Genomic DNA, 17,870 nt, shown 5'->3' on the forward strand with positions numbered 1-17,870 from the left:
GGAACACCGACCCGGGGCACCGGGCCCGCACGCCGTCCGAGGCGGTACGGGCATGGTGGCACGGGACTTGAGCGGACGACGACGGCAGGGACGAACGTGAGGATCTTCCACCGGGCACGGCACCGGCCGTCCGCCACCTGGCGGCAGACGACCGACCGGGCCTTCACGCTGATCGGCGACGGCCGCTACGAGGACGCCGGCGCGCTGCTGGTGATGGCCGCCGACCTGGAGCCGTGGCTCTCCGACTCCTGGTTCAACCTCGCCCTGCTGCACAAGTTCCGCCGGGACTGGGAGCAGGCCCGCTCGGCCGGCCTGCGCGCCGTCGCCCTGCTGGACCGCGAGCACGGCGCCCCGGACTGGTGGAACCTCGGCATCACCGCCACCGCCCTCCAGGACTGGCCGCTGGCCCGCCGCGCCTGGCAGGCGTACGGGCTGAAGCTGCCCGGCGGCCCCGGCGGGCAGCAGGACGGCCCGGTCAGCCTGGACCTCGGCACCACCCCGGTGCGGCTCTCCCCGGACGGCGAGTCCGAGGTGGTCTGGGGCCGCCGGCTGGACCCGGCCCGGATCGAGGTGCTGTCCATCCCGCTGCCGTCCTCCGGCCGCCGCTGGGGCGAGGTGGTGCTGCACGACGGCGCCCCGCACGGCGAGCGGGTCACCGACGGCGTCGCCTACCCGGTGTTCGACGAGATCGAGCTGTGGGCGCCGTCCCCGGTGCCGACCTACGTGGTGCTGCTGCAGGCCGCCACCGCCGGGGACCGTGACGCGCTGGAGCGGCTGGTCGCCGACGCCGGCTACGCGGCCGAGGACTGGACGTCCTCGGTGCGGCTGCTGTGCCGCGCCTGCTCGGAGAGCCGGATGGCCTCCGACGACGGCGTCGCCGCCCACCACGACCCGCACGACGACGGCGACGCCGCCCACCCCGGCCACCTCAGCCACCTCAGCCAGGGCGGCGCGGCCGGGATGTCCTGGCTGGTCGAGCGCGAGTGCGGGATCGCCGCGCCGGCCCACCTGGTGCGCACCCTGCTGGACCGCTGGGTCGCGGCCGCCCCGGCAAGCCGGGCTTACCGGGATCTCGAAGAAGTGTGCTGAGTACCCTGGTGAGGTAACGCGTACACCGACGGAAGCGGAAGACATGGCGGAGCAGGCCGAGCAGCACGAGCACGAGCACGACGTGGAGGGGGCGGCGCCCGAGACGCCCGTGAAGGTGATCGGTGAGGAGCCCGACCTCGGCAAGGGCACCGCGCGCCCGATCACCGTCGTCGGCAATCCGGTGCTGCACCGCGAGGTCAAGGACGTCACCGCGTTCGACGACGAGCTGTCCGCGCTGGTCGACGACATGTTCCAGTCCATGTACGCCGCCGAGGGCGTCGGCCTCGCCGCCAACCAGATCGGCGTCGACCTCAAGGTCTTCGTCTACGACTGCCCGGACGACGAGGGCGTGCGCCACATCGGCCACGTGATCAACCCGAAGCTGGAGGAGTACCCGGCGGATCGCCGCCGCGGCCTGGACGACGGCAACGAGGGCTGCCTCTCCGTCCCCGGCGCCTACGCCGAGCTGCCCCGCCCGGACTTCGCCGCGGTCACCGGCGTCGACAAGGACGGCAAGCCGATCCGGGTCGAGGGCACCGGCTTCTTCGCCCGCTGCCTCCAGCACGAGACCGACCACCTCTACGGCACCCTCTACATCGACAAGCTGTCGAAGCGGGACCGCAAGGACGCCCTGCGGCAGATGGCCGAGGGCACCCCGAAGTACGCGACCGTGCCGAACGAGTAACTCGCCGAGGCCGGTTGGGGGCCGGTCCGGGGATTCCCGGACCGGCCCCGTCCTTTCGTATGGCCGAGGCCGTCCTGGTCGGGCTGGCGGTGTCGGCTGCCGGGTGCGCGCTCGGGCTCGGCATCGCGACCGTCCTGCCCGGCCTGCTGAGCGCCGACGGCAGCCGGCTCCGGGCGGGCTCGGCGGCCGTGCCCGCGCCGGCCGTCGTGGCCGCCCGGCCGTCGGCCGGGTGCGCGGATCAGGACTCGCCGTGCTGGCCGCGGGAGAAGATGGTCGGGCTGCCGGGGAGTTCCGGGTTCGCACCGAGGTGGTCGGCCAGGTCGCGCACACCCTCGGCGAGCGTGACCGCCGGTCGGTACCCCAGGCCCGTGAGCTTGGAGATGTCGCCGACCAGCCGGTAGGTGTCGTCCTCGATCTCCGGGATCACGCTGACCTCGGGCGGGACGCCGGTGGCCTCCCCGATCACGTTGACGAGGTCGCGCATCGACACCTCGGTGCCGGAGCCGATGTTGAACACCTCGCCCGGTTCGGCCCGGTCGGCGATCGTCAGCAGCCCCTGGACCAGGTCGGTGACGTGGACGAAGTCGCGGGTCTTGCGGTCGATGTCGCCCACGATCTGGATGGGCCGGTGGTTGAGGTGCCAGCGCAGGAAGCGTCCGACCTCGACCATCGCCTCGTGCGGGTTCTCCCCGGGGCCGTAGACGCAGAACGGTCGGCCGACCACCACGGGCAGCCCGCAGGCGCGGTGGAGGGCCAGGCAGGTGATCTCACCGCTGAGCTTGGACGCCCCGTACGGCACGAAGGGGCGGGTCGGGTGGTCCTCGTCCATCGGGAACCGCCGGGGTATGCCGTAGACGGACGCGGACGAGACGTAGACGACCCGGCGTACGGACGCCTTGAGGAGGGCCTCGGCGAAGGAGAGCGTGCCGAGCGCGTTGATCTCGAAGTCCAGGCGGGGCTGGGTCACCGACAGGGTGCCGTTCGCGTTGGCGGCGACGTGGAAGGCCAGGTCGGCGTCGTCCACGGCCTCGGCGATGGCGTCGACCTCGCGGATGTCCAGCATGTGCAGGGTGGCCCCGGACGGCGCCGAGATGCTCGTCGCGGTCCGGGCGTTGTCGATGATCGCCACTTCCTTGCCCAGGAAGAGCAGGGCGTTGGTCAGGTGCCGGCCGACGAAACCCAGTCCGCCCGACACCAATACCTTGTCGTATTCTTCGAGCATATATTCGATATATCAGCCGTTGAACACGCCCGCGCTCCAGGCCTGCGGAACCGCGTCCGTCCGGGTGAAATATCGGGCGGACAGGAATGGGGCCGGTGCGGACCACCGTCCGCACCGGCCCTCGGCCTCGGTTCGGGTCCCCTACGGGATGAAGAGCCACTCCGGACCGTAGGTCGAGTGGGGGTCGCTGGGGAGCTTGACGGCGTTGATCCGCTCTGCGGTGTCGCCCAGGTCGCCCATGTCGCTGATCGCGTCGAACAGCCGGTCCGGGGTTCCGCGCCAGGCGTCGTGGAGGGCCTTCAGCATGTCGGTGTAGGTGGCGTTGAACTCCTGCAGCACGGCGGCGGTGGCCGCGTCGGGTGCGTTGGCGGGGTCGTTCGCCCAGCCGCCGGCGGGGACGCGGGCGACCGGTGCGGTGGGCGGGAGCGGAACGTCGGGGCCGGTGAACTCGAACTTCCCGGTGGCGGGGTTCTTCACCAGCTTCTTGCCGACGGCGATCTCCTTGAAGGCGTAGTAGTGGGCGAGTTCGTCCGTGGGCCCGGGGAAGGGATTGGCCGGGGAAGCCGTGGTGCCCTCGCCCTGGGTCTGGATGATGTCGATCGCCTTCAGGACGTCGTCGATGGTGTTCATCGCGACGATGTCGTTGCCCGCGCCGTGGCCCGACCCGAGCGGGAAGGTCACCTGGTTCTGCCCGGTCAGCAGGTGCGCGAAGTTCGGGAAGACATCGGCGATGCGCTGGTAGAAGGCGCCGATCGTGTTGCCGTCCGCGGCGAAGGCCAGCGGGTTCTCGGGCTTCTCGATGTCGGAGAAGAGGGTGGCGGACTCGCGGGTCAGCCCGCTGAGGAAGACCTCCAGCCCCGGGTTGACGCCACCCGGCAGCTCGCCGGGGTACTTGGGGACGGTGAGCGGGTCGATGAGGGCCACGGTGCCGCCGATGCTGGTGAGCATGTTGCAGACCAGGCCGAAGTGCGACATCTCGTCGAAGACGATCTCGCGGATGGTGCGGCGGACGGGCTGGGTCTTGTCGGTGATCGACCAGAGCGCGGTGGCGTAGGGCGGGATGGTGGAGAGCTCCAGCATGATCGCCCGCTGGAGCGCGTCCTTGAGCTCCTGCTCGGTCCAGTCCTCCTCGGCGATGTTCATGAGCTGGACGATCGCGTCGCTCTCGTAGTCCAGGATGCCGGTCGTCGCCACGGTGTACCCCTTTCGTTCGGCTGTGCGCCGGACCGTAGCCGGGGCTCGGTCGTCCGCGGGCGTGGAATGCCGGTGCGGCCCGGGAGTTCATCCGGACGGGCGCGCGTGGACCTGCGGCCGCCCCGCCCGGCGTGAACGCCGGGCGGGGCGGGGGACTTCAGGGCCGGGAGGTGACGGTGATCGGGCGGGCGGTCCAGTCGGTCATGTCGCCGACGTGGAGGGTGACGCTCCAGCTGTCGTCGTTCTCGCCGGAGAGTGCCGCAGGACCTGAGTGGCACAAGTCGCCGACGGACATGACAGCGGTGCCCCGCACGGGCCGTTGGCCGTGCGGGGCACCGCTGTCGTTCGTTCTTCTCGTCCTAGAAGTCGTCGTCGAAGGCGACGGTGCCCTCGACGGCGACCTGGTACGCCGACACCCGGCGCTCGAAGAAGTTGGTCAGCTCCTGGACGTTCTGGAGCTCCATGAAGCCGAACGGGTTCGTCGACCCGTAGCGGATCGGCAGGCCGAGGCGCGCGAGGCGCTGGTCCGCCACCGCCTGCAGGTACTCCCGCATCGACGCGGTGTTCATGCCGGGCAGGCCGTCACCGCACAGGTCCTGGGCGAACTGGAGCTCGGCCTCGACGGCCTCCTCCAGCATCTCCGTCACCTGCTTGGCCATCTCGTCGTCGAAGAGGTCGGGCTCCTCCTCGCGGACGGTGTCGACGACCGACATCGCGAAGTCCATGTGCATGGACTCGTCGCGGAACACCCAGTTGGTGCCGGTGGCCAGGCCGTGCAGCAGGCCCCGGCTGCGGAACCAGTACACGTAGGCGAACGCGCCGTAGAAGAACAGGCCTTCCACACACGCCGCGAAGCAGATCAGGTTGAGCAGGAACGCCCGCCTGTCCTCCTTCGTCTGCAGCGACTCGATGTGGTCGACCGCGTTCATGTACTTGAAGCAGAACTGGGCCTTCTGGCGGATGGAGGGGATGTTCTCCACCGCGGCGAAGGCCGCGTTGCGGTCCTCCGGGTCGGGCAGGTAGGTGTCGAGCAGCGTCAGGTAGAACTGGACGTGCACGGCCTCCTCGAACAGCTGGCGCGACAGGTACAGCCGCGCCTCCGGGGAGTTGATGTGCTTGTAGAGGCTCAGCACCACGTTGTTGGAGACGATCGAGTCACCGGTGGCGAAGAACGCGACCAGTCGCCCGATGAGGTGGCGCTCGCCCTCGCTGAGCTTCGCCAGGTCCGCGACGTCCGAGTGCAGGTCCACCTCCTCCACCGTCCAGGTGTTCTTGATGGCGTCCCGGTACCGGTCGTAGAACGACGGGTAGCGCATCGGGCGCAGGGTCAGCTCGAAGCCGGGGTCGAGCAGCATCTTGCGGTCTTCGGACGGGGACATCACTGGCAGGCCTCGCAGGACTCGGGGTTCTCCAGGGAGCAGGCGATGGCGGCCTCCTGCTCCGGGGTGAGGGTCGGGCTGTTCACGGGCACGGGCGCCGGCGCGGCGGCGCGGGCGGTGCCGGACGCGGCCTGGGCGATCCGGGTGGCCGGGCGCGAACGCAGGTAGTAGGTGGTCTTCAGGCCGACCTTCCACGCGTAGGCGTACATCGAGCTGAGCTTGCCGATGGTCGGCGCCGCCATGAACAGGTTCAGGGACTGGCTCTGGTCGAGGTACGGCATGCGGGCCGCCGCCAGGTCGATCAGCGCGCGCTGCGGCAGCTCCCAGGCCGTCCGGTACAGCGAACGGACCTCGGCGGGCAGCCAGTTCAGCTCCTGCACCGAGCCGTTGGCGTCGCGCAGGGCGTCCCGGGTCTGCTGGTCCCAGACGCCCAGCTCCTTGAGCTCGCGCACCAGGTACGGGTTGACCTGGAGGAACTCACCGCTCAGCGTCTCGCGCTTGAACAGGTTGGACACCTGCGGCTCGATGCACTCGTACACGCCGGCGATGGAGGCGATGGTCGCGGTCGGCGCGATGGCCAGCAGCAGCGAGTTGCGCAGGCCGGTCTCGGCGATCCGGGCGCGCAGCGCCGTCCAGCGGTCGGCCCACTGCGGGGCGGCGCTCGGGAAGTGGTCGATGTGCAGCTCGCCCCGGGCGGCGCGGGTCTCGCCGTACGCCTCGTGGCGGCCCAGCTGCTCGGCCAGGTCGGCGGAGCGCTCGTAGGCGGTGAGCATGATGCGCTCGGCGATCAGCGTGGACAGCTGCTTCGCCTCGGCGGAGTCGAAGTCGATCCGCAGCTTGAAGAAGACGTCCTGGAGGCCCATCACGCCCAGGCCGACCGGCCGCCAGCGGGAGTTGGACGTCCCGGCCTCGGTGGTCGGGTAGAAGTTGATGTCCACCACGCGGTCGAGGAAGGTGACGGCGGTGCGCACGGTGGCGTCCAGCCGCTCCCAGTCCATGGCGCCGAGCAGGTCGGCGGCCGAGGCGCCGGAGGCCACGTGGGCGCCCAGGTTGACCGAGCCCAGGTTGCAGACGGCGGTCTCGGAGTCGTCCGTGACCTCCAGGATCTCGGTGCACAGGTTGGAGGAGTGCACCGTGCGGCCCGGCAGCGCGGTCTGGTTGGCGGCGCGGTTGGAGGCGTCCTTGAAGGTCATCCAGCCGTTGCCGGTCTGCGCCAGGGTGCGCATCATGCGGGCGTACAGGGTCTGCGCCGGGATGGTGCGCACGGCCTTGCCGGCCAGCTCGGCCTTGCGGTACGCCTCGTCGAAGTCGGCGCCCCACAGGTCGACCAGCTCGGGCACGTCGGCCGGCGAGAACAGCGACCAGTCCTCGTTGGCGTTGACCCGGCGCATGAACTCGTCCGGGATCCAGTGCGCCAGGTTGAGGTTGTGGGTGCGGCGGGCCTCTTCGCCGGTGTTGTCGCGGAGCTCCAGGAACTCCTCGATGTCGGCGTGCCAGGTCTCCAGGTAGACGCAGGCCGCGCCCTTGCGGCGGCCGCCCTGGTTGACGGCGGCGACCGAGGAGTCGAGGGTGCGCAGGAACGGCACGATGCCGTTGGACTTGCCGTTGGTGCCGCGGATCAGGCTGCCGCGCGAGCGGATGCGCGAGTAGGACAGGCCGATGCCGCCGGCGTGCTTGGAGAGGCGGGCGATCTGCGCGTAGCGGTTGTAGATCGAGTCCAGGTTGTCCAGCGGCGAGTCGAGCAGGTAGCAGCTCGACATCTGCGGGTGCCGGGTGCCGGAGTTGAAGAGCGTCGGCGAGGAGGTCAGGTACTCCAGGCGGCTCATCAGGCCGTACAGCTCGGCCACCTCGCGCACCGACTGCTCGCTGTCGCCGACCGCCAGGCCGCAGGCGACGCGGAGCAGGAAGTGCTGCGGGGTCTCGATCACCTTGCGGGTGATCGGGTGGCGCAGCAGGTAGCGGGACTGCACGGTGCGCAGGCCGAAGTATTCGAAGCGGTCGTCGCCCGCGGTGTCGACCAGCGCGTCCAGGGCGGCGGCGTGCTTGGCGACGAAGGCCGCGGTGGTGTCGCCGATCAGGCCCTCGGCGTGGCCGACGGCGATCGAGGCGGAGAAGGACGTCGAGCCCTGGCTGTTCGCCTCGTCGACGATCTCCAGGGCGAGCAGGCGGGCGGCCAACTTCGAGTACTGGGGGTCCTCGGCGATCATCGACGCGGCGGCGTCCACGGCCAGCCCGCGGAGTTCGGCGAAGTCCGAGCCGGCGTGGCGGCCGCGCAGCGCGGCGGCGGCGACGTGGCCGGGGTCGACCTCGGTGAGGTCGGTGCTGCGGTCGGTGAGCAGCCGCAGCAGGGCGCCGCCGGGGTCGGAGACCGTCGGGTCGGTGAAGGCGGTACCGGAGCCCTGGGCGGGCAGGGTGGCTGAGGCAGCGGTGGTCAAGGCGCTCTCTCCTGGCGGCGATCGGCGGCGGTGATCGGGGGCCACCGGGCCGATCGGGGCAGGGGAGCACGGCACGAACGCAGACGGCGTCGCGCGACGGTGACTCCCCGGCCCGCCCGCGAGGCCCGGAGGGGTACTGCTCGTGCCGGCGCGGCCTCTGCGGGAGGGCCGTGGCGCACGCCGTCGGCAGGTACTCGGACTCGCGGGCACGGCTGCTGGAGCCGCCCGCACACCGCTGCGGGGCAGTCCCGGATTCGCACCGGGTTCCCCTGCATCGACAGCAGGAGTGAGCATACATGTAGTGGTGTCTCCCTGAAGCGGCCCCAGATGTAGTGCGGCGCCGCGTGTCTGGGCGATAACCGGTCGTGCCGGAACCATGGCGGACGATGGCCCTCGGCGACTCCGGAAGCCGGGCCGGGGCGTCCTGGTTTCGATACGGAATGGCCACCGGGAGGACCGGTGGTCATGCGGATGCCCTACGATCTGGGCGCATGAGCGACGGAACTGGCGTACCTGGGCAGGGGCCGCAGGGAACGCCTCCCGCCGGGCCGGGGGGCGCACAGAGTCAGCAGCCGGTGGTACCTGGTCCGGTACCGCCGCCGAGTGGAGGTTTCGGGCCGCCGCCCGCCTCGTACGGGCCGGTCGTGCCGTCGGCGCAGCCGGTCGCACAGCCCATCCCTCCGGTGCCGCATCCGGTGGCGCCTGCGCCGCAGCCGGCCCCGCCGGTCGGTCAGCCGCAGCCCCAGCCGCACCCGGTCGGTCAGCCGCACCCGGTCGCGCAGCCGCAGCCGAACCCCCAGCCGCAGTGGCACCTGCAGCAGCAGCCCCAGCAGCCCGTCCCGCCGCAGCGGGTCGAGCCGGACTGGGACGCGCTGGCGGACCGCAACGAGGCCGACGGCAAGCGCCGTCGCCGGATGAGGGTCATCGGCGTGGTGGCCGCGGTCGCCGTGGTCGGCGGCCTGGCCGCCGGCGGCGTGCTGCTGTTCAAGGGCAAGAAGGACAACGGCCCCACGACGGCCACCACCACCCCGCCGACGGCCAACCCGAGCGCCTCCGGCACGCCCGGCCAGCCGGACGACCCGTCGAAGCCGATCTGGGAGGTCGCCACCGACCCGGCGCCGCAGGACGCGGGAGCGCTCTTCTCCTCGCTCCAGGTGACGATCAACGGTGCCACCTGGAACCGGACCGTGGTGGCTCTGGACTCGCCCTGCTGGGACGGGAACTCCACGACCGGCGGGCTGGGCAAGGTGCTCGGCGACCAGGGGTGCCAGCAGGTGCTCCGGGCGACGTACGTGTCCGGTGAGAGCGCGGTCACCGTCGGGGTGGCGGTCTTCGACCACAAGATCCAGGCCGAGACCGCGACGAAGAACTTCGCCGGTCAGCTCAAGGGCGCGCCCGCGGCCGGATCGCCGGCGTTCTGCGCCGCCGCCGGCTGCACGGGCACCCACAACAGCCTGGGCCGGTACGCGTACTTCACCGTCGAGGGATCGGCGAAGGGCGGCAACGCCCCGGACGCCACGGCGACCGCGGCGGCCTCCGGGTTCGCCGAGCACGTGAAGGGGCAGCTGCTCAAGCGTGCCAAGGCCGCGTCCTCGGCCGCGCCCGGTGTTCAGGGGACCCCGCCGGCTCCGGCGGGCTGACCTGCCGGGACGCCGCCGCCGGTGACCCCGGCGGGTCGGCCCGCCGGGACACTCCGGCCCCGGTGGACCGTTCGCGGGGGCCGGGGGAGTGTGGCAGGCTCTCGGGACAGTCATTTCGCATGCGTGTTCCGGTTGCGTCCGTGGGGGGCGGCGCCGGCGAGCAACCGGAGGAGCGGTCCGTGGCCCTGCCCAGAGCCCTGCGCGGCAAGCCCGCCGTCCTGGCCGCGGCCGGGGCCCTCGTCGCCGCGGGAGCGGTCTTCCTGCTCGACCACGACGGCAGGGCCGACGGCGAACAGCCCCCGAGGGTCCCGGTGTCGGTCGGCCTTCCCGGACGCACCCTGCCGCCGGAGGTCGGCCGGGACCTGCTCGCCCGGGACCCGCAGGCCTCGCCGAACGCCCGCGCGGTCCAGCAGTTCCTCGCCGACCTGGAGGCCCAGGCCCGTACCGGGCAGAGCGGCGGCACGGTGATCGGCCAGCACGTCGAGGCGCACAACGAGCGCAACAACCCCGAGTACGGGGACTACCGGGGCACCAAGCAGGTCGGCTACTACTACAAGAAGGCCGCCGACATCACCGGCAAGCTGCCCGGCTTCGTGGAGACCGACCTCGGCCCCGGCTACGGCCAGAACGGCTGGGGCGTCGGCAACCCGCGCTCCTACTCGGCCGGCCGCTGGCCCACCTGCCGGGCCGGCTGGCAGTACACCGACGACGCCGTCGACCTGCTGTCCGCCGTCTGGAGCGGCCACCCGCGCGCCGAGGACGGCGGCTACGGCGCGGCGGGCGTGCAGCAGAACTGCGACGGCAGCAGCACCGAACTGCCCGACAACGGCGGCGGCCCGGCCGGGATCGTCGGCATGTCCTTCCACCAGCCGTACCCCGGCTCGGAGGTCAAGTCCTTCGACCGGGTGCTCTGTTCGAACTCGCCGGCGGCCAAGGACCCCGACTGGTTCGGCCGGGTCGTGGACGCGGCGCACGACACCCCCGAGTACCGCGCGCTGATCACCGACCTCTCCTACCTGGCCGACCACCTGGAGTACCTGGCCGCCCACGACGTGCCGGTGCTGCTGCGCCCGTACCACGAGATGAACGTGCTGGACTGCTCCCGCCGGTTCTGGTGGGCGGGCCAGAAGCCGGCCGAGTACCAGGCGCTGTGGAAGATCACCTACCGGTACCTGGTGGAGACCCGGGGGCTGCACAACCTGCTGTTCGTCTGGACGCCGGTGTCCTGGGACGGCGCCCCGGGCGTGGACCCCTGGGACTACTACCCGGGCGCCCGGTTCGTCGACGTGGTCGGGGTGGACGACTACAGCGGCAGCCCGGCGCACCCGATCGGCACCGGCGAGGTGTGGACCAAGCGGTACTACGACGGGCTGTCCGCCTACGGCAAGCCGCGGATGCTGGCCGAGTCCTTCGCCGTCCCGGTCAACTCCCGCCAGCCGGAGACCCTGCGGCGCACGCCCTGGACGATCTGGACGGTCTGGGGGCAGTCGCTCACCGCGAACAACCTGCTGCCGGACCAGCCGCGCAACTCGGCCGCGGACGTCACCGCGACGTACCGCAGTCCGCTGGCGCTCACCGGCGGCTCCGGCACCTTCGGCGCGAACGTCGACTGGAGTGGTCTGCACGTGCGTTGAGCCGCCGGCACCGTCGGCCCGGTGGTCGGCGGTGTGAGGTGGGCCGCACCGCGCGCTCCGCCGAACGGGTGGAATTCCGGCTCCGTTGCGGCGTGTGGCATCCTGTGGCGGCGAAGCCGAGGGCGGGCGAACGGCCGGGACGGGCCCAAAGGGGCGGGGGATACGGGATGACAGGGACGGGTCCGATGCGCGTGGCCGGCGGCGTGGCCGTCGGCTGGGGCGCGGTGCTGCTCGGCTGGGCCGGGTACAACTGCTTCGGCCAGGTCGGCGTCGCCACGTACCTCAAGGGCGTCTTCTACTACGGCGGCTCCTCGGTGAACGCCGAGACCGGCAGCCTCAACTACGGCCTGCTGTACCTGGTTGCGGGCATCCTGCTGCTGCGCGGGCGCAACTGGGCGCTCGGGGTGGCGGCCGGTGTCGCGCTGGTCGAGGGGTACAACCGGGTGCGCAGCCTGGTCGGGGCGCTGCTGGACGCGCCGCAGCGGGAGTGGTTCACCGGTACCACCGAGGGCTGGCTCAAGCTCGCGACCTTCGGGATCGGGGTGGTGGTCACCGCGGTGCTGATCGCGCTGCTGGGCCGTTCGGTCTGGCGGGAGCAGCCGGGCGGCGCAGCGGCCCAGGCGCCGCCGCCGTTCCAGTCCCAGCCCGCCGCCTGGGGGCAGCCGCAGCCTCAGCCGTACCCGCAGCCCGGCTGGCCGCAGCCCTTGCCCGGACAGCACCAGCCCGGCTGGGGCCAGCCGCCGGCGCCGCTGCCGTACCCGCAGCACCAGCAGCAGCCCGCCCAGCCGTGGCCCGGCGTCCAGCCGCAGCCCGGCGCGCCGGCCCCCGGTCCGGTGACTCCGGGCCAGGTGCCGACCGGCCCGGTCGCGCCGCCGCCCGCGGACCGTCCGCCGCAGGGCTGACCCACCGGGCTGACCGATCACGAACGACCCCTGCCCCGCCCGGGGCCGAGCCGACACCAGACGAGGAACCACTTTCGCCATGTCATCGACAACCGCCGAGCGGACGGTGCTGACCACGTCCCGCGAGGCCGCCCGGCTCGCCGAGCGACAGATGTCGTGGAAGCCCCGGGTGGCGCCGTTCTACATATCCTTCGTGATCATCTTCGCGTTCTCGGTGTGGGCGTACGTGCCCAACCCCACGCCGCTAGGCTGGGCGATCACCATCCTGTGGGGCATGCCGGTGTTCGGCGTGCTGATCGGCTTCCAGGGTGTGCTGATGGTCCGCCGCAGGCTGCGCCAGGTCAGCCGGATGACGCCGGCCGCACCCGTCGAGGACGACTTCCTGATCGTGCTGGTGCCGACCATCGGCCGCCACGACACCTACCCGGCGCTGGAGCGCTCGGTGCTCTCGTACGTCGAGCACCTGCCGCCGTACTTCCCGTGGATGCGGGTGGACATCCTCACCGAGGAGGGCTGCGCCGCCGCGGAGAAGATCGACGAGCTGGCCGAGCGCCACCCGCTGATCCGGGTGGTGACCGTGCCGAAGGCGTACGAGACGCCCAACGGCACCAAGTTCAAGGCCCGCGCCAACCACTACTCGCACGAGCTGCGGATCGAGGAGGGCGAGGCCGAGGACGACGTCTGGGTGCTGCACATGGACGACGACACCGGCGTCGGCCCGGACACCGCCGCCGCCGTCGCCCAGTTCGTCAACCGGCAGCGCCGGGCCGGGGACGACGCCAAGCACATGGCGCAGGGCATCCTGACGTACCCGCGCGAGAACGCCGTCTCCACCTTCACCTGGCTCGCCGACGCGATCCGCCCGGCCGACGACATCGCCCGCTTCCGCGCGATGACCGGCACCGGCACCCCGATCGCGGGCGTGCACGGCGAGCTGCTGATCGTGCGCTCGTCGGTGGAGGCCACCATCGGCTGGGACTTCGGACCGAAGACCATCGTCGAGGACGCCCAGATGGCGCTCAACTTCTGCCAGCGCTACCCCGGCCGCAGCGACTGGTTCAACGGCCGCTGCTACGGCGCCTCGCCGGCCGGCGTCAAGGACTTCCTCAAGCAGCGCGAGCGCTGGGCCTGGGGCCTGGTCGCGCTCTGCTTCAACAAGACCATCCCGCTGCGGTACCGGCTGTTCATCGGGATGGGCATGGTCAGCTGGGTGCTGGGCCCGCTGCAGCACGTCGGACTGGTGCTGCTGGTGGCGTGGTTCACCGGCACCTGGAACACCTCGCCGGTCACCCAGTCCGTGGTGCTGGTCTGGGCGATCAACTTCGCCTACGTCATCTGGACGTACTGGGAGGGCCTGCGGCTGAACGTGGTGGCCTCGGCCAACCACCGGCGCAAGTGGTGGGAGCCGATCGTGGTGGTGGCGGGCATTCCGCTCTTCTCCTTCCTGGAGGGCTGGGGAGGGCTGAGGGGACTGATCAAGTTCCTGAAGCGCGAGGAGAACAAGTTCGTCGTCATCGCCAAGCCGGCCTGATCGGAAGTCACGACAGTGAAGCGCCCCGTCATCTTCATCCTCCCGACCGTGGTGGTCGCCCTCACCGTCGGCATCCCGCTGGTCTGGGGGGACCACCCGATCAAGTTCGACCACCAGCGTCCCACCACGGTGCGCTGGGCCGGCGCACCGACCGAGCAGGGCCGGGTCTGGGGCTTCGGCAAGGACGCGCCGCCGGTGGAGGACACCGGCCCCAAGGTGGCCCGCCCGTGGACCAAGGGCAGCCCGGAGTGGGGCGTCCAGGTGTACTGGCTGGACGACCCCGCGGACCCGGACAGCTTCGTCCAGGGCAAGGTCGACCGCATCGTGAAGTACGTGGTCGGGCTGAACGCCAACTCCCTCTCGGTGACGTTCCCGTACTACACGACCGGGCCGAAGTCGAACGCCGTCGCCGCCCGGCCGACCACCCCTTCCCCGGAGCGGCTGGCGCTGCTGCTGGACGCCGCCCACCGGGCCGGTCTGCGCACCACCGTACGGCCGATCCTGGACGAGGAGGTGTTCAACTACTCCGCCACCGGTGTGTGGCGCGGCAACATCGCGCCCGCCGACAAGGAGGCCTGGTTCGGCAGCTACGCCACCTTCCTGGCGCCGTACCTGAAGACCGCCCAGGAGCACTCCGCGACCGAGTTCACCATCGGCACCGAGTTCAACTCGCTGGAGAACGACCCGCACTGGCCCGGCCTGATCGAGCAGGCCCGGAAGACCTTCCGGGGCCAGCTGGTGTACGACGCCAACTGGGACAACTGGTCCAAGGGGCCGCTCCCGCTGCCGACCGACGGCACCGGTGTGGACGCCTACTTCCCCGCCAAGGCGGCGGGCGACGACGCCCCGGTGGCCGACCTGGTGGCCAGCTGGCAGGGCTGGCTCGACAAGCGCGGCGCGGGTCCGCAGCCGGCCACCAAGCTCACCGAGGTGGGCATCCCGGCGCAGAAGGGCGCCTACAAGACGCCCGGCGACTTCTACACCAAGCGCGAGCTGAACGAGGCCGTCCAGGCAGCCTGGTTCACCGCGGTCTGCCAGGTGGCGCAGGAGCGCAAGCTGGGCGGGGTGTACTTCTGGTCGCTCTACTTCGGCATCGACCCGACCCTGCCGACCAACCAGGACACCCCGCGGATGGACTTCGCCGGGCGCCCCGCCTCCGAGCAGGCGATCCGCAGCTGCTTCGCGCAGACCTACGAGCTGCCGCCCTCCTGAGCCGCGCCGCCCCACGGGGGGCAGCGCCGCTAGCGCCCGTCGCCCTGGGGCCCGGTCGCCTTGGCGGTCGGGGTCCGGGTGGGCTTCGCCGGGGGGTGGCTGCTCGGCTTGCCGGTCGACGTCGGGGTGGGCGTCGGAGTCGGCGTCGGTGTCGGCGTGGCCGTCGGGGTCGGAGTGGGCGTGGGAGACGGCGTCGGCGTCACGGCGGGCTGACCCGGCGTCGCGCCGGCCAGGGCGCCCGCGATCTCCTTCTCCAGCCAGGGGGTGACGAACCGCATGCCGGCCGAGGTGAGGTGCACCCCGTCGTTGGCCGGGGAGACCAGGTGGCCCGCCTTGTCCTTCCAGGCGCAGGTCTCGTACGGGCAGTAGAAGGTGTTGAGGTCGAGCAGCCGGACGGTTCCTCCGGAGGCCTTCACGAAGTCGCCGACCTGCTGGTTGTAACAGGTGCCCCAGGTCTTGTTGATGGCGCCGTTCTCGACCCGCTCGTTCATCAGCAGCACCTGGGCGCCCTGCGCGCGGCGGCGGATCTGCTCCACGGCCTGGGAGAGCTGGGTGCCGTACCGGGTCCGGTAGTCCTCGTCGCACGGGTTGAGCCAGCTGCCGTCGAGGTACTGCTCGGCGGCGTCCCAGCCGAGGTGGACCACGACGGCCTGCGGCCCGGTGCCCAGCTGCCGGTCCCAGGCGGCGGCCCGGTCGCGGCACTCCCGGCTGGTCTCGAACTCCTCCTGGGAGGTGGTGCGGACCTTCTCCGAGCCGAACACCCCGCAGCCGCTGATGCCGCCGTCGACGACGCGGTAGCGGTCGCCGTGCCGGTACAGGCCGGTGGAGAGGTCCTGGGAGAAGGAGTCACCGAGGAGCAGGACCATCGGCCGGCCCGGCCCGGACTTCATGTCGTGCGTCACCCAGGCGGGCAGGTACCAGGCGCCGGTGGTGGCCACCGCGGCGGTGACGGCCACCAGCGGGACGGCCGGGAAGGCCCGCCAGCGCAGCACCCGGAGCTTCTCCGTGCCGGTGTGCAGCAGCCAGGCCAGGACCCAGGAGACCGGCGCGCCGATGAGCAGCAGCCGCTTCGGCGAGATGTCGTCGACGTAGTGCTGGAGCAGCCAGTACACCGGCAGGTGGAGCAGGTAGAGGCTGTAGGAGATGGTGCCGGTGAGCCGCAGCGGGGGCAGCGACATCAGCCACACCAGCGGGCCCCGCTCCTGGCAGAGCGAGACGGTGAGGACGGCGGCGAGGGCCGCGACCACGGCCAGCCCGCCCTGGTAGAGCCACGGCTCGTGGTAGTTGCCGACGGAGAGGCTGGCCCAGACCAGGCCGCCGAGGGCCGCGGTGCCCACCAGGGTGGGCAGGACGGGTCCGGCCGGCCCGCGCGAGCGGGAGCGCGATCCGCCGGAGGACCCGGCGCGGACCTTGCGGCGCAGCCACAGGTAGACCCCGAAGGCGGCGGTGGCGCCGGCCGCGAAGCCGACCGCACGGGTCTCGGTGCCGAGGTAGAGGCGGTCGCTGTTGTCGCCGTTCCACATCAGCGGGGCGATCAGCGCGGCGACGACGAACAGTCCGGCGGTGACGAAGCCGGCCGCGCGGACGGAACGTCGGCAGATCCCGTAGACCATGAGCAGCAGCAGCGGCCAGAGCGCGTAGAACTGCTCGGTGATGCTGAGCGACCACATGGCCGCGAGCGGGTCGATCGAGGAGAAGTGCTGCCAGTAGGCGTCACCGCGCGACAGCTGGGCCCAGTTGGCGATCTGGGCGAGCGCGGCCAGCGCCTGCGGACGGAGGTCCCTGACGTCCCGTAGCGGACTTACCAGGGCGGACAGCCCCACCACCAGGATGATGGTGGCGAACAGGCCGGGCAGCAGCCGCTTGGCCCGGCGGCGGTAGAAGACGCCGAGCCGGATGCCGTCGGTGCGGTCCAGCTCGCGGACCAGCACCAGGGTGACCAGGAAGCCGGAGAGGACGAAGAAGACGTCCACGCCGAACAGACCGTTCTGGAACCAGTTGGTGTGGTACAGCAGCACCGACGCGATGGCGAGGCCGCGCAGACCGTCGACCGCCTTGAAGCGGACGGAGGGCGGCAGCGGACCGCGGGGTACCGGGGTCGGTGCGGGGATCGCGTAACGGCTGGTCGCGGGGGCTTCGTAGCCCCTGCTCCTGCGCATGTCCTGGAGCGTGGGTCCGCTCGAGGGCGCGCCGAGGCCGGGCCCGTCGTCCATGTGGTCTATTCCCCCGGGGTCGATCGACTGTCGCGACATGCTCAGAGGGCATGACTTGATCTGTGGTTTATATCAAAAGACGTCTGTTGATCGTCTGTCGGTCACCGGCCGGTGGGACGGCCGGCGACGTCCTACGGGTGCTCAGGCCCGTTCGTCAGAACGCCATGGTGTAGACCATCAGGTCCATCCCCGGGTACGGCGCCCAGTCGCGTTCGGGCGTGCGCAGGAAGCCGATGCGTTCGTAGACCCGGTGGGCGGTGGTCATCTCCGGGCGGGTGGAGAAGGCCATGCCGGCCAGGCCGAGTTCGCGGCTGCGGGCGACGGTGGCGCGGACCAGGGCCTCGCCGACGCCGCGGCCGCGGGAGGCGGCGGCGGTGGCGAGCATCCGGATCTCGCCCTCCCGGGGGGAGGCGATGTCCGCCCACTCGGTGCCGCCGACCGCGAAGGTCACGCAGCCGAGGACGCCGGCTCCGGCCGCGTCGACGGCGACCAGGAGTTCGGCCTCGCGGGCCCGCCGGGCGGCGTCGCGCAGCTGCTCGACGTAGCCGCTCGTGGGCTTGGTGTAGCCGTCGCCGACGAAGGCCTCGACGGTGATCCGGCCCGCGTCGTGGAGGTCCTCCGGGAGGGCCTGGCGGATGAGGAAGTCCATCGGGCCAGTGTGCCGGAGCCCCCTGCCGGGCGGTGTTCCGGGGTCGAACGGACCGGCGGGCAGCCCGGACCCGGCCCCGACTGCC

Annotated in this window: 14 protein-coding genes and 1 riboswitch; of the genes, 7 read left to right on the forward strand and 7 right to left on the reverse strand. The window is 71.8% G+C overall.

Translation table 11 applies throughout. The features are described from left to right. The first annotated feature begins 96 nt into the window (after window positions 1-96). Together ACFY0X_RS07320 and def are read left to right on the forward strand one after the other, a co-directional pair. Window positions 97-1,089 (forward strand): tetratricopeptide repeat protein, encoded by a 993-nt coding sequence (locus ACFY0X_RS07320; protein WP_387750078.1) that lies wholly within the window; start codon window positions 97-99, stop codon window positions 1,087-1,089. Between the two features lie 43 nt (window positions 1,090-1,132). Next, on the forward strand, window positions 1,133-1,774 hold the full coding sequence (def, locus tag ACFY0X_RS07325) for a peptide deformylase (protein WP_387750080.1): 642 nt from the start codon (window positions 1,133-1,135) through the stop codon (window positions 1,772-1,774). 238 nt (window positions 1,775-2,012) lie between these two features. Here the strand turns inward: def and ACFY0X_RS07330 are convergent, their stop codons facing one another. From ACFY0X_RS07330 to ACFY0X_RS07350, 5 genes are all read right to left on the reverse strand, one after another. Further along, window positions 2,013-2,996: an NAD-dependent epimerase/dehydratase family protein gene (locus ACFY0X_RS07330; protein ID WP_387750083.1), complete on the reverse strand. Its 984-nt coding sequence runs from the start codon at window positions 2,994-2,996 to the stop codon at window positions 2,013-2,015. 141 nt (window positions 2,997-3,137) lie between these two features. After that, entirely contained in the window at window positions 3,138-4,190 is a 1,053-nt protein-coding gene (locus tag ACFY0X_RS07335) for a ferritin-like protein (protein ID WP_387750086.1), read from the reverse strand. Window positions 4,191-4,347: 157 nt separating this feature from the next. Next, a complete protein-coding gene (locus tag ACFY0X_RS07340; RefSeq protein WP_387750089.1) occupies window positions 4,348-4,485 on the reverse strand; it encodes a hypothetical protein in 138 nt (45 codons plus the stop codon). 64 nt (window positions 4,486-4,549) lie between these two features. Beyond that, entirely contained in the window at window positions 4,550-5,569 is a 1,020-nt protein-coding gene (locus ACFY0X_RS07345; protein WP_387750092.1) for a ribonucleotide-diphosphate reductase subunit beta, read from the reverse strand. After that, window positions 5,569-7,980 (reverse strand): ribonucleoside-diphosphate reductase subunit alpha, encoded by a 2,412-nt coding sequence (locus ACFY0X_RS07350; RefSeq protein WP_387750593.1) that lies wholly within the window; start codon window positions 7,978-7,980, stop codon window positions 5,569-5,571. Before ACFY0X_RS07350 ends, ACFY0X_RS07345 begins: the two co-directional genes overlap by 1 nt. A gap of 191 nt (window positions 7,981-8,171) precedes the next feature. Further along, a riboswitch (cobalamin riboswitch) is annotated at window positions 8,172-8,315 on the reverse strand. Between the two features lie 384 nt (window positions 8,316-8,699). Between ACFY0X_RS07350 and ACFY0X_RS07355 the strand changes: the two genes are divergently transcribed. From ACFY0X_RS07355 to ACFY0X_RS07375, 5 genes are all read left to right on the forward strand, one after another. Continuing rightward, on the forward strand, window positions 8,700-9,644 hold the full coding sequence (locus ACFY0X_RS07355) for a hypothetical protein (RefSeq protein ID WP_387750094.1): 945 nt from the start codon (window positions 8,700-8,702) through the stop codon (window positions 9,642-9,644). Between the two features lie 179 nt (window positions 9,645-9,823). Further along, window positions 9,824-11,278 (forward strand): glycoside hydrolase family 26 protein, encoded by a 1,455-nt coding sequence (locus ACFY0X_RS07360; protein WP_387750097.1) that lies wholly within the window; start codon window positions 9,824-9,826, stop codon window positions 11,276-11,278. Between the two features lie 185 nt (window positions 11,279-11,463). Then, window positions 11,464-12,180: a hypothetical protein gene (locus ACFY0X_RS07365; protein WP_387750100.1), complete on the forward strand. Its 717-nt coding sequence runs from the start codon at window positions 11,464-11,466 to the stop codon at window positions 12,178-12,180. Between the two features lie 79 nt (window positions 12,181-12,259). Beyond that, the gene (locus ACFY0X_RS07370) at window positions 12,260-13,711 is read left to right on the forward strand and encodes a glycosyltransferase family 2 protein (protein WP_387750102.1); all 1,452 of its coding nucleotides are present in this window, start codon (window positions 12,260-12,262) and stop codon (window positions 13,709-13,711) included. A gap of 15 nt (window positions 13,712-13,726) precedes the next feature. Then, on the forward strand, window positions 13,727-14,923 hold the full coding sequence (locus ACFY0X_RS07375) for a glycoside hydrolase family 113 (protein ID WP_387750105.1): 1,197 nt from the start codon (window positions 13,727-13,729) through the stop codon (window positions 14,921-14,923). Between the two features lie 29 nt (window positions 14,924-14,952). Here the strand turns inward: ACFY0X_RS07375 and ACFY0X_RS07380 are convergent, their stop codons facing one another. Both ACFY0X_RS07380 and ACFY0X_RS07385 read right to left on the reverse strand, forming a co-directional pair. Further along, complete coding sequence (locus ACFY0X_RS07380) at window positions 14,953-17,082, reverse strand: acyltransferase family protein (protein WP_387750108.1); 2,130 nt, start codon at window positions 17,080-17,082, stop codon at window positions 14,953-14,955. A 208-nt stretch (window positions 17,083-17,290) separates the two neighbouring features. Beyond that, entirely contained in the window at window positions 17,291-17,785 is a 495-nt protein-coding gene (locus tag ACFY0X_RS07385) for a GNAT family N-acetyltransferase (RefSeq protein ID WP_387750111.1), read from the reverse strand. Window positions 17,786-17,870: the final 85 nt, after the last annotated feature.

Source organism: Kitasatospora sp. NPDC001547, from assembly GCF_042894165.1.
Classification (GTDB): domain Bacteria; phylum Actinomycetota; class Actinomycetes; order Streptomycetales; family Streptomycetaceae; genus Kitasatospora.

Bases quoted from the DNA above. Each gene is read 5' to 3' on its own strand.
- ACFY0X_RS07380 (WP_387750108.1), bottom strand. From the start codon at position 17,082: ATGCGCAGGAGCAGGGGCTACGAAGCCCCCGCGACCAGCCGTTACGCG.
- ACFY0X_RS07345 (WP_387750092.1), bottom strand. From the start codon at position 5,569: ATGTCCCCGTCCGAAGACCGCAAGATGCTGCTCGACCCCGGCTTCGAG.
- ACFY0X_RS07370 (WP_387750102.1), top strand. From the start codon at position 12,260: ATGTCATCGACAACCGCCGAGCGGACGGTGCTGACCACGTCCCGCGAG.
- ACFY0X_RS07330 (WP_387750083.1), bottom strand. From the start codon at position 2,996: ATGCTCGAAGAATACGACAAGGTATTGGTGTCGGGCGGACTGGGTTTC.
- ACFY0X_RS07365 (WP_387750100.1), top strand. From the start codon at position 11,464: ATGCGCGTGGCCGGCGGCGTGGCCGTCGGCTGGGGCGCGGTGCTGCTC.
- ACFY0X_RS07340 (WP_387750089.1), bottom strand. From the start codon at position 4,485: ATGTCCGTCGGCGACTTGTGCCACTCAGGTCCTGCGGCACTCTCCGGC.
- ACFY0X_RS07385 (WP_387750111.1), bottom strand. From the start codon at position 17,785: ATGGACTTCCTCATCCGCCAGGCCCTCCCGGAGGACCTCCACGACGCG.
- def (WP_387750080.1), top strand. From the start codon at position 1,133: ATGGCGGAGCAGGCCGAGCAGCACGAGCACGAGCACGACGTGGAGGGG.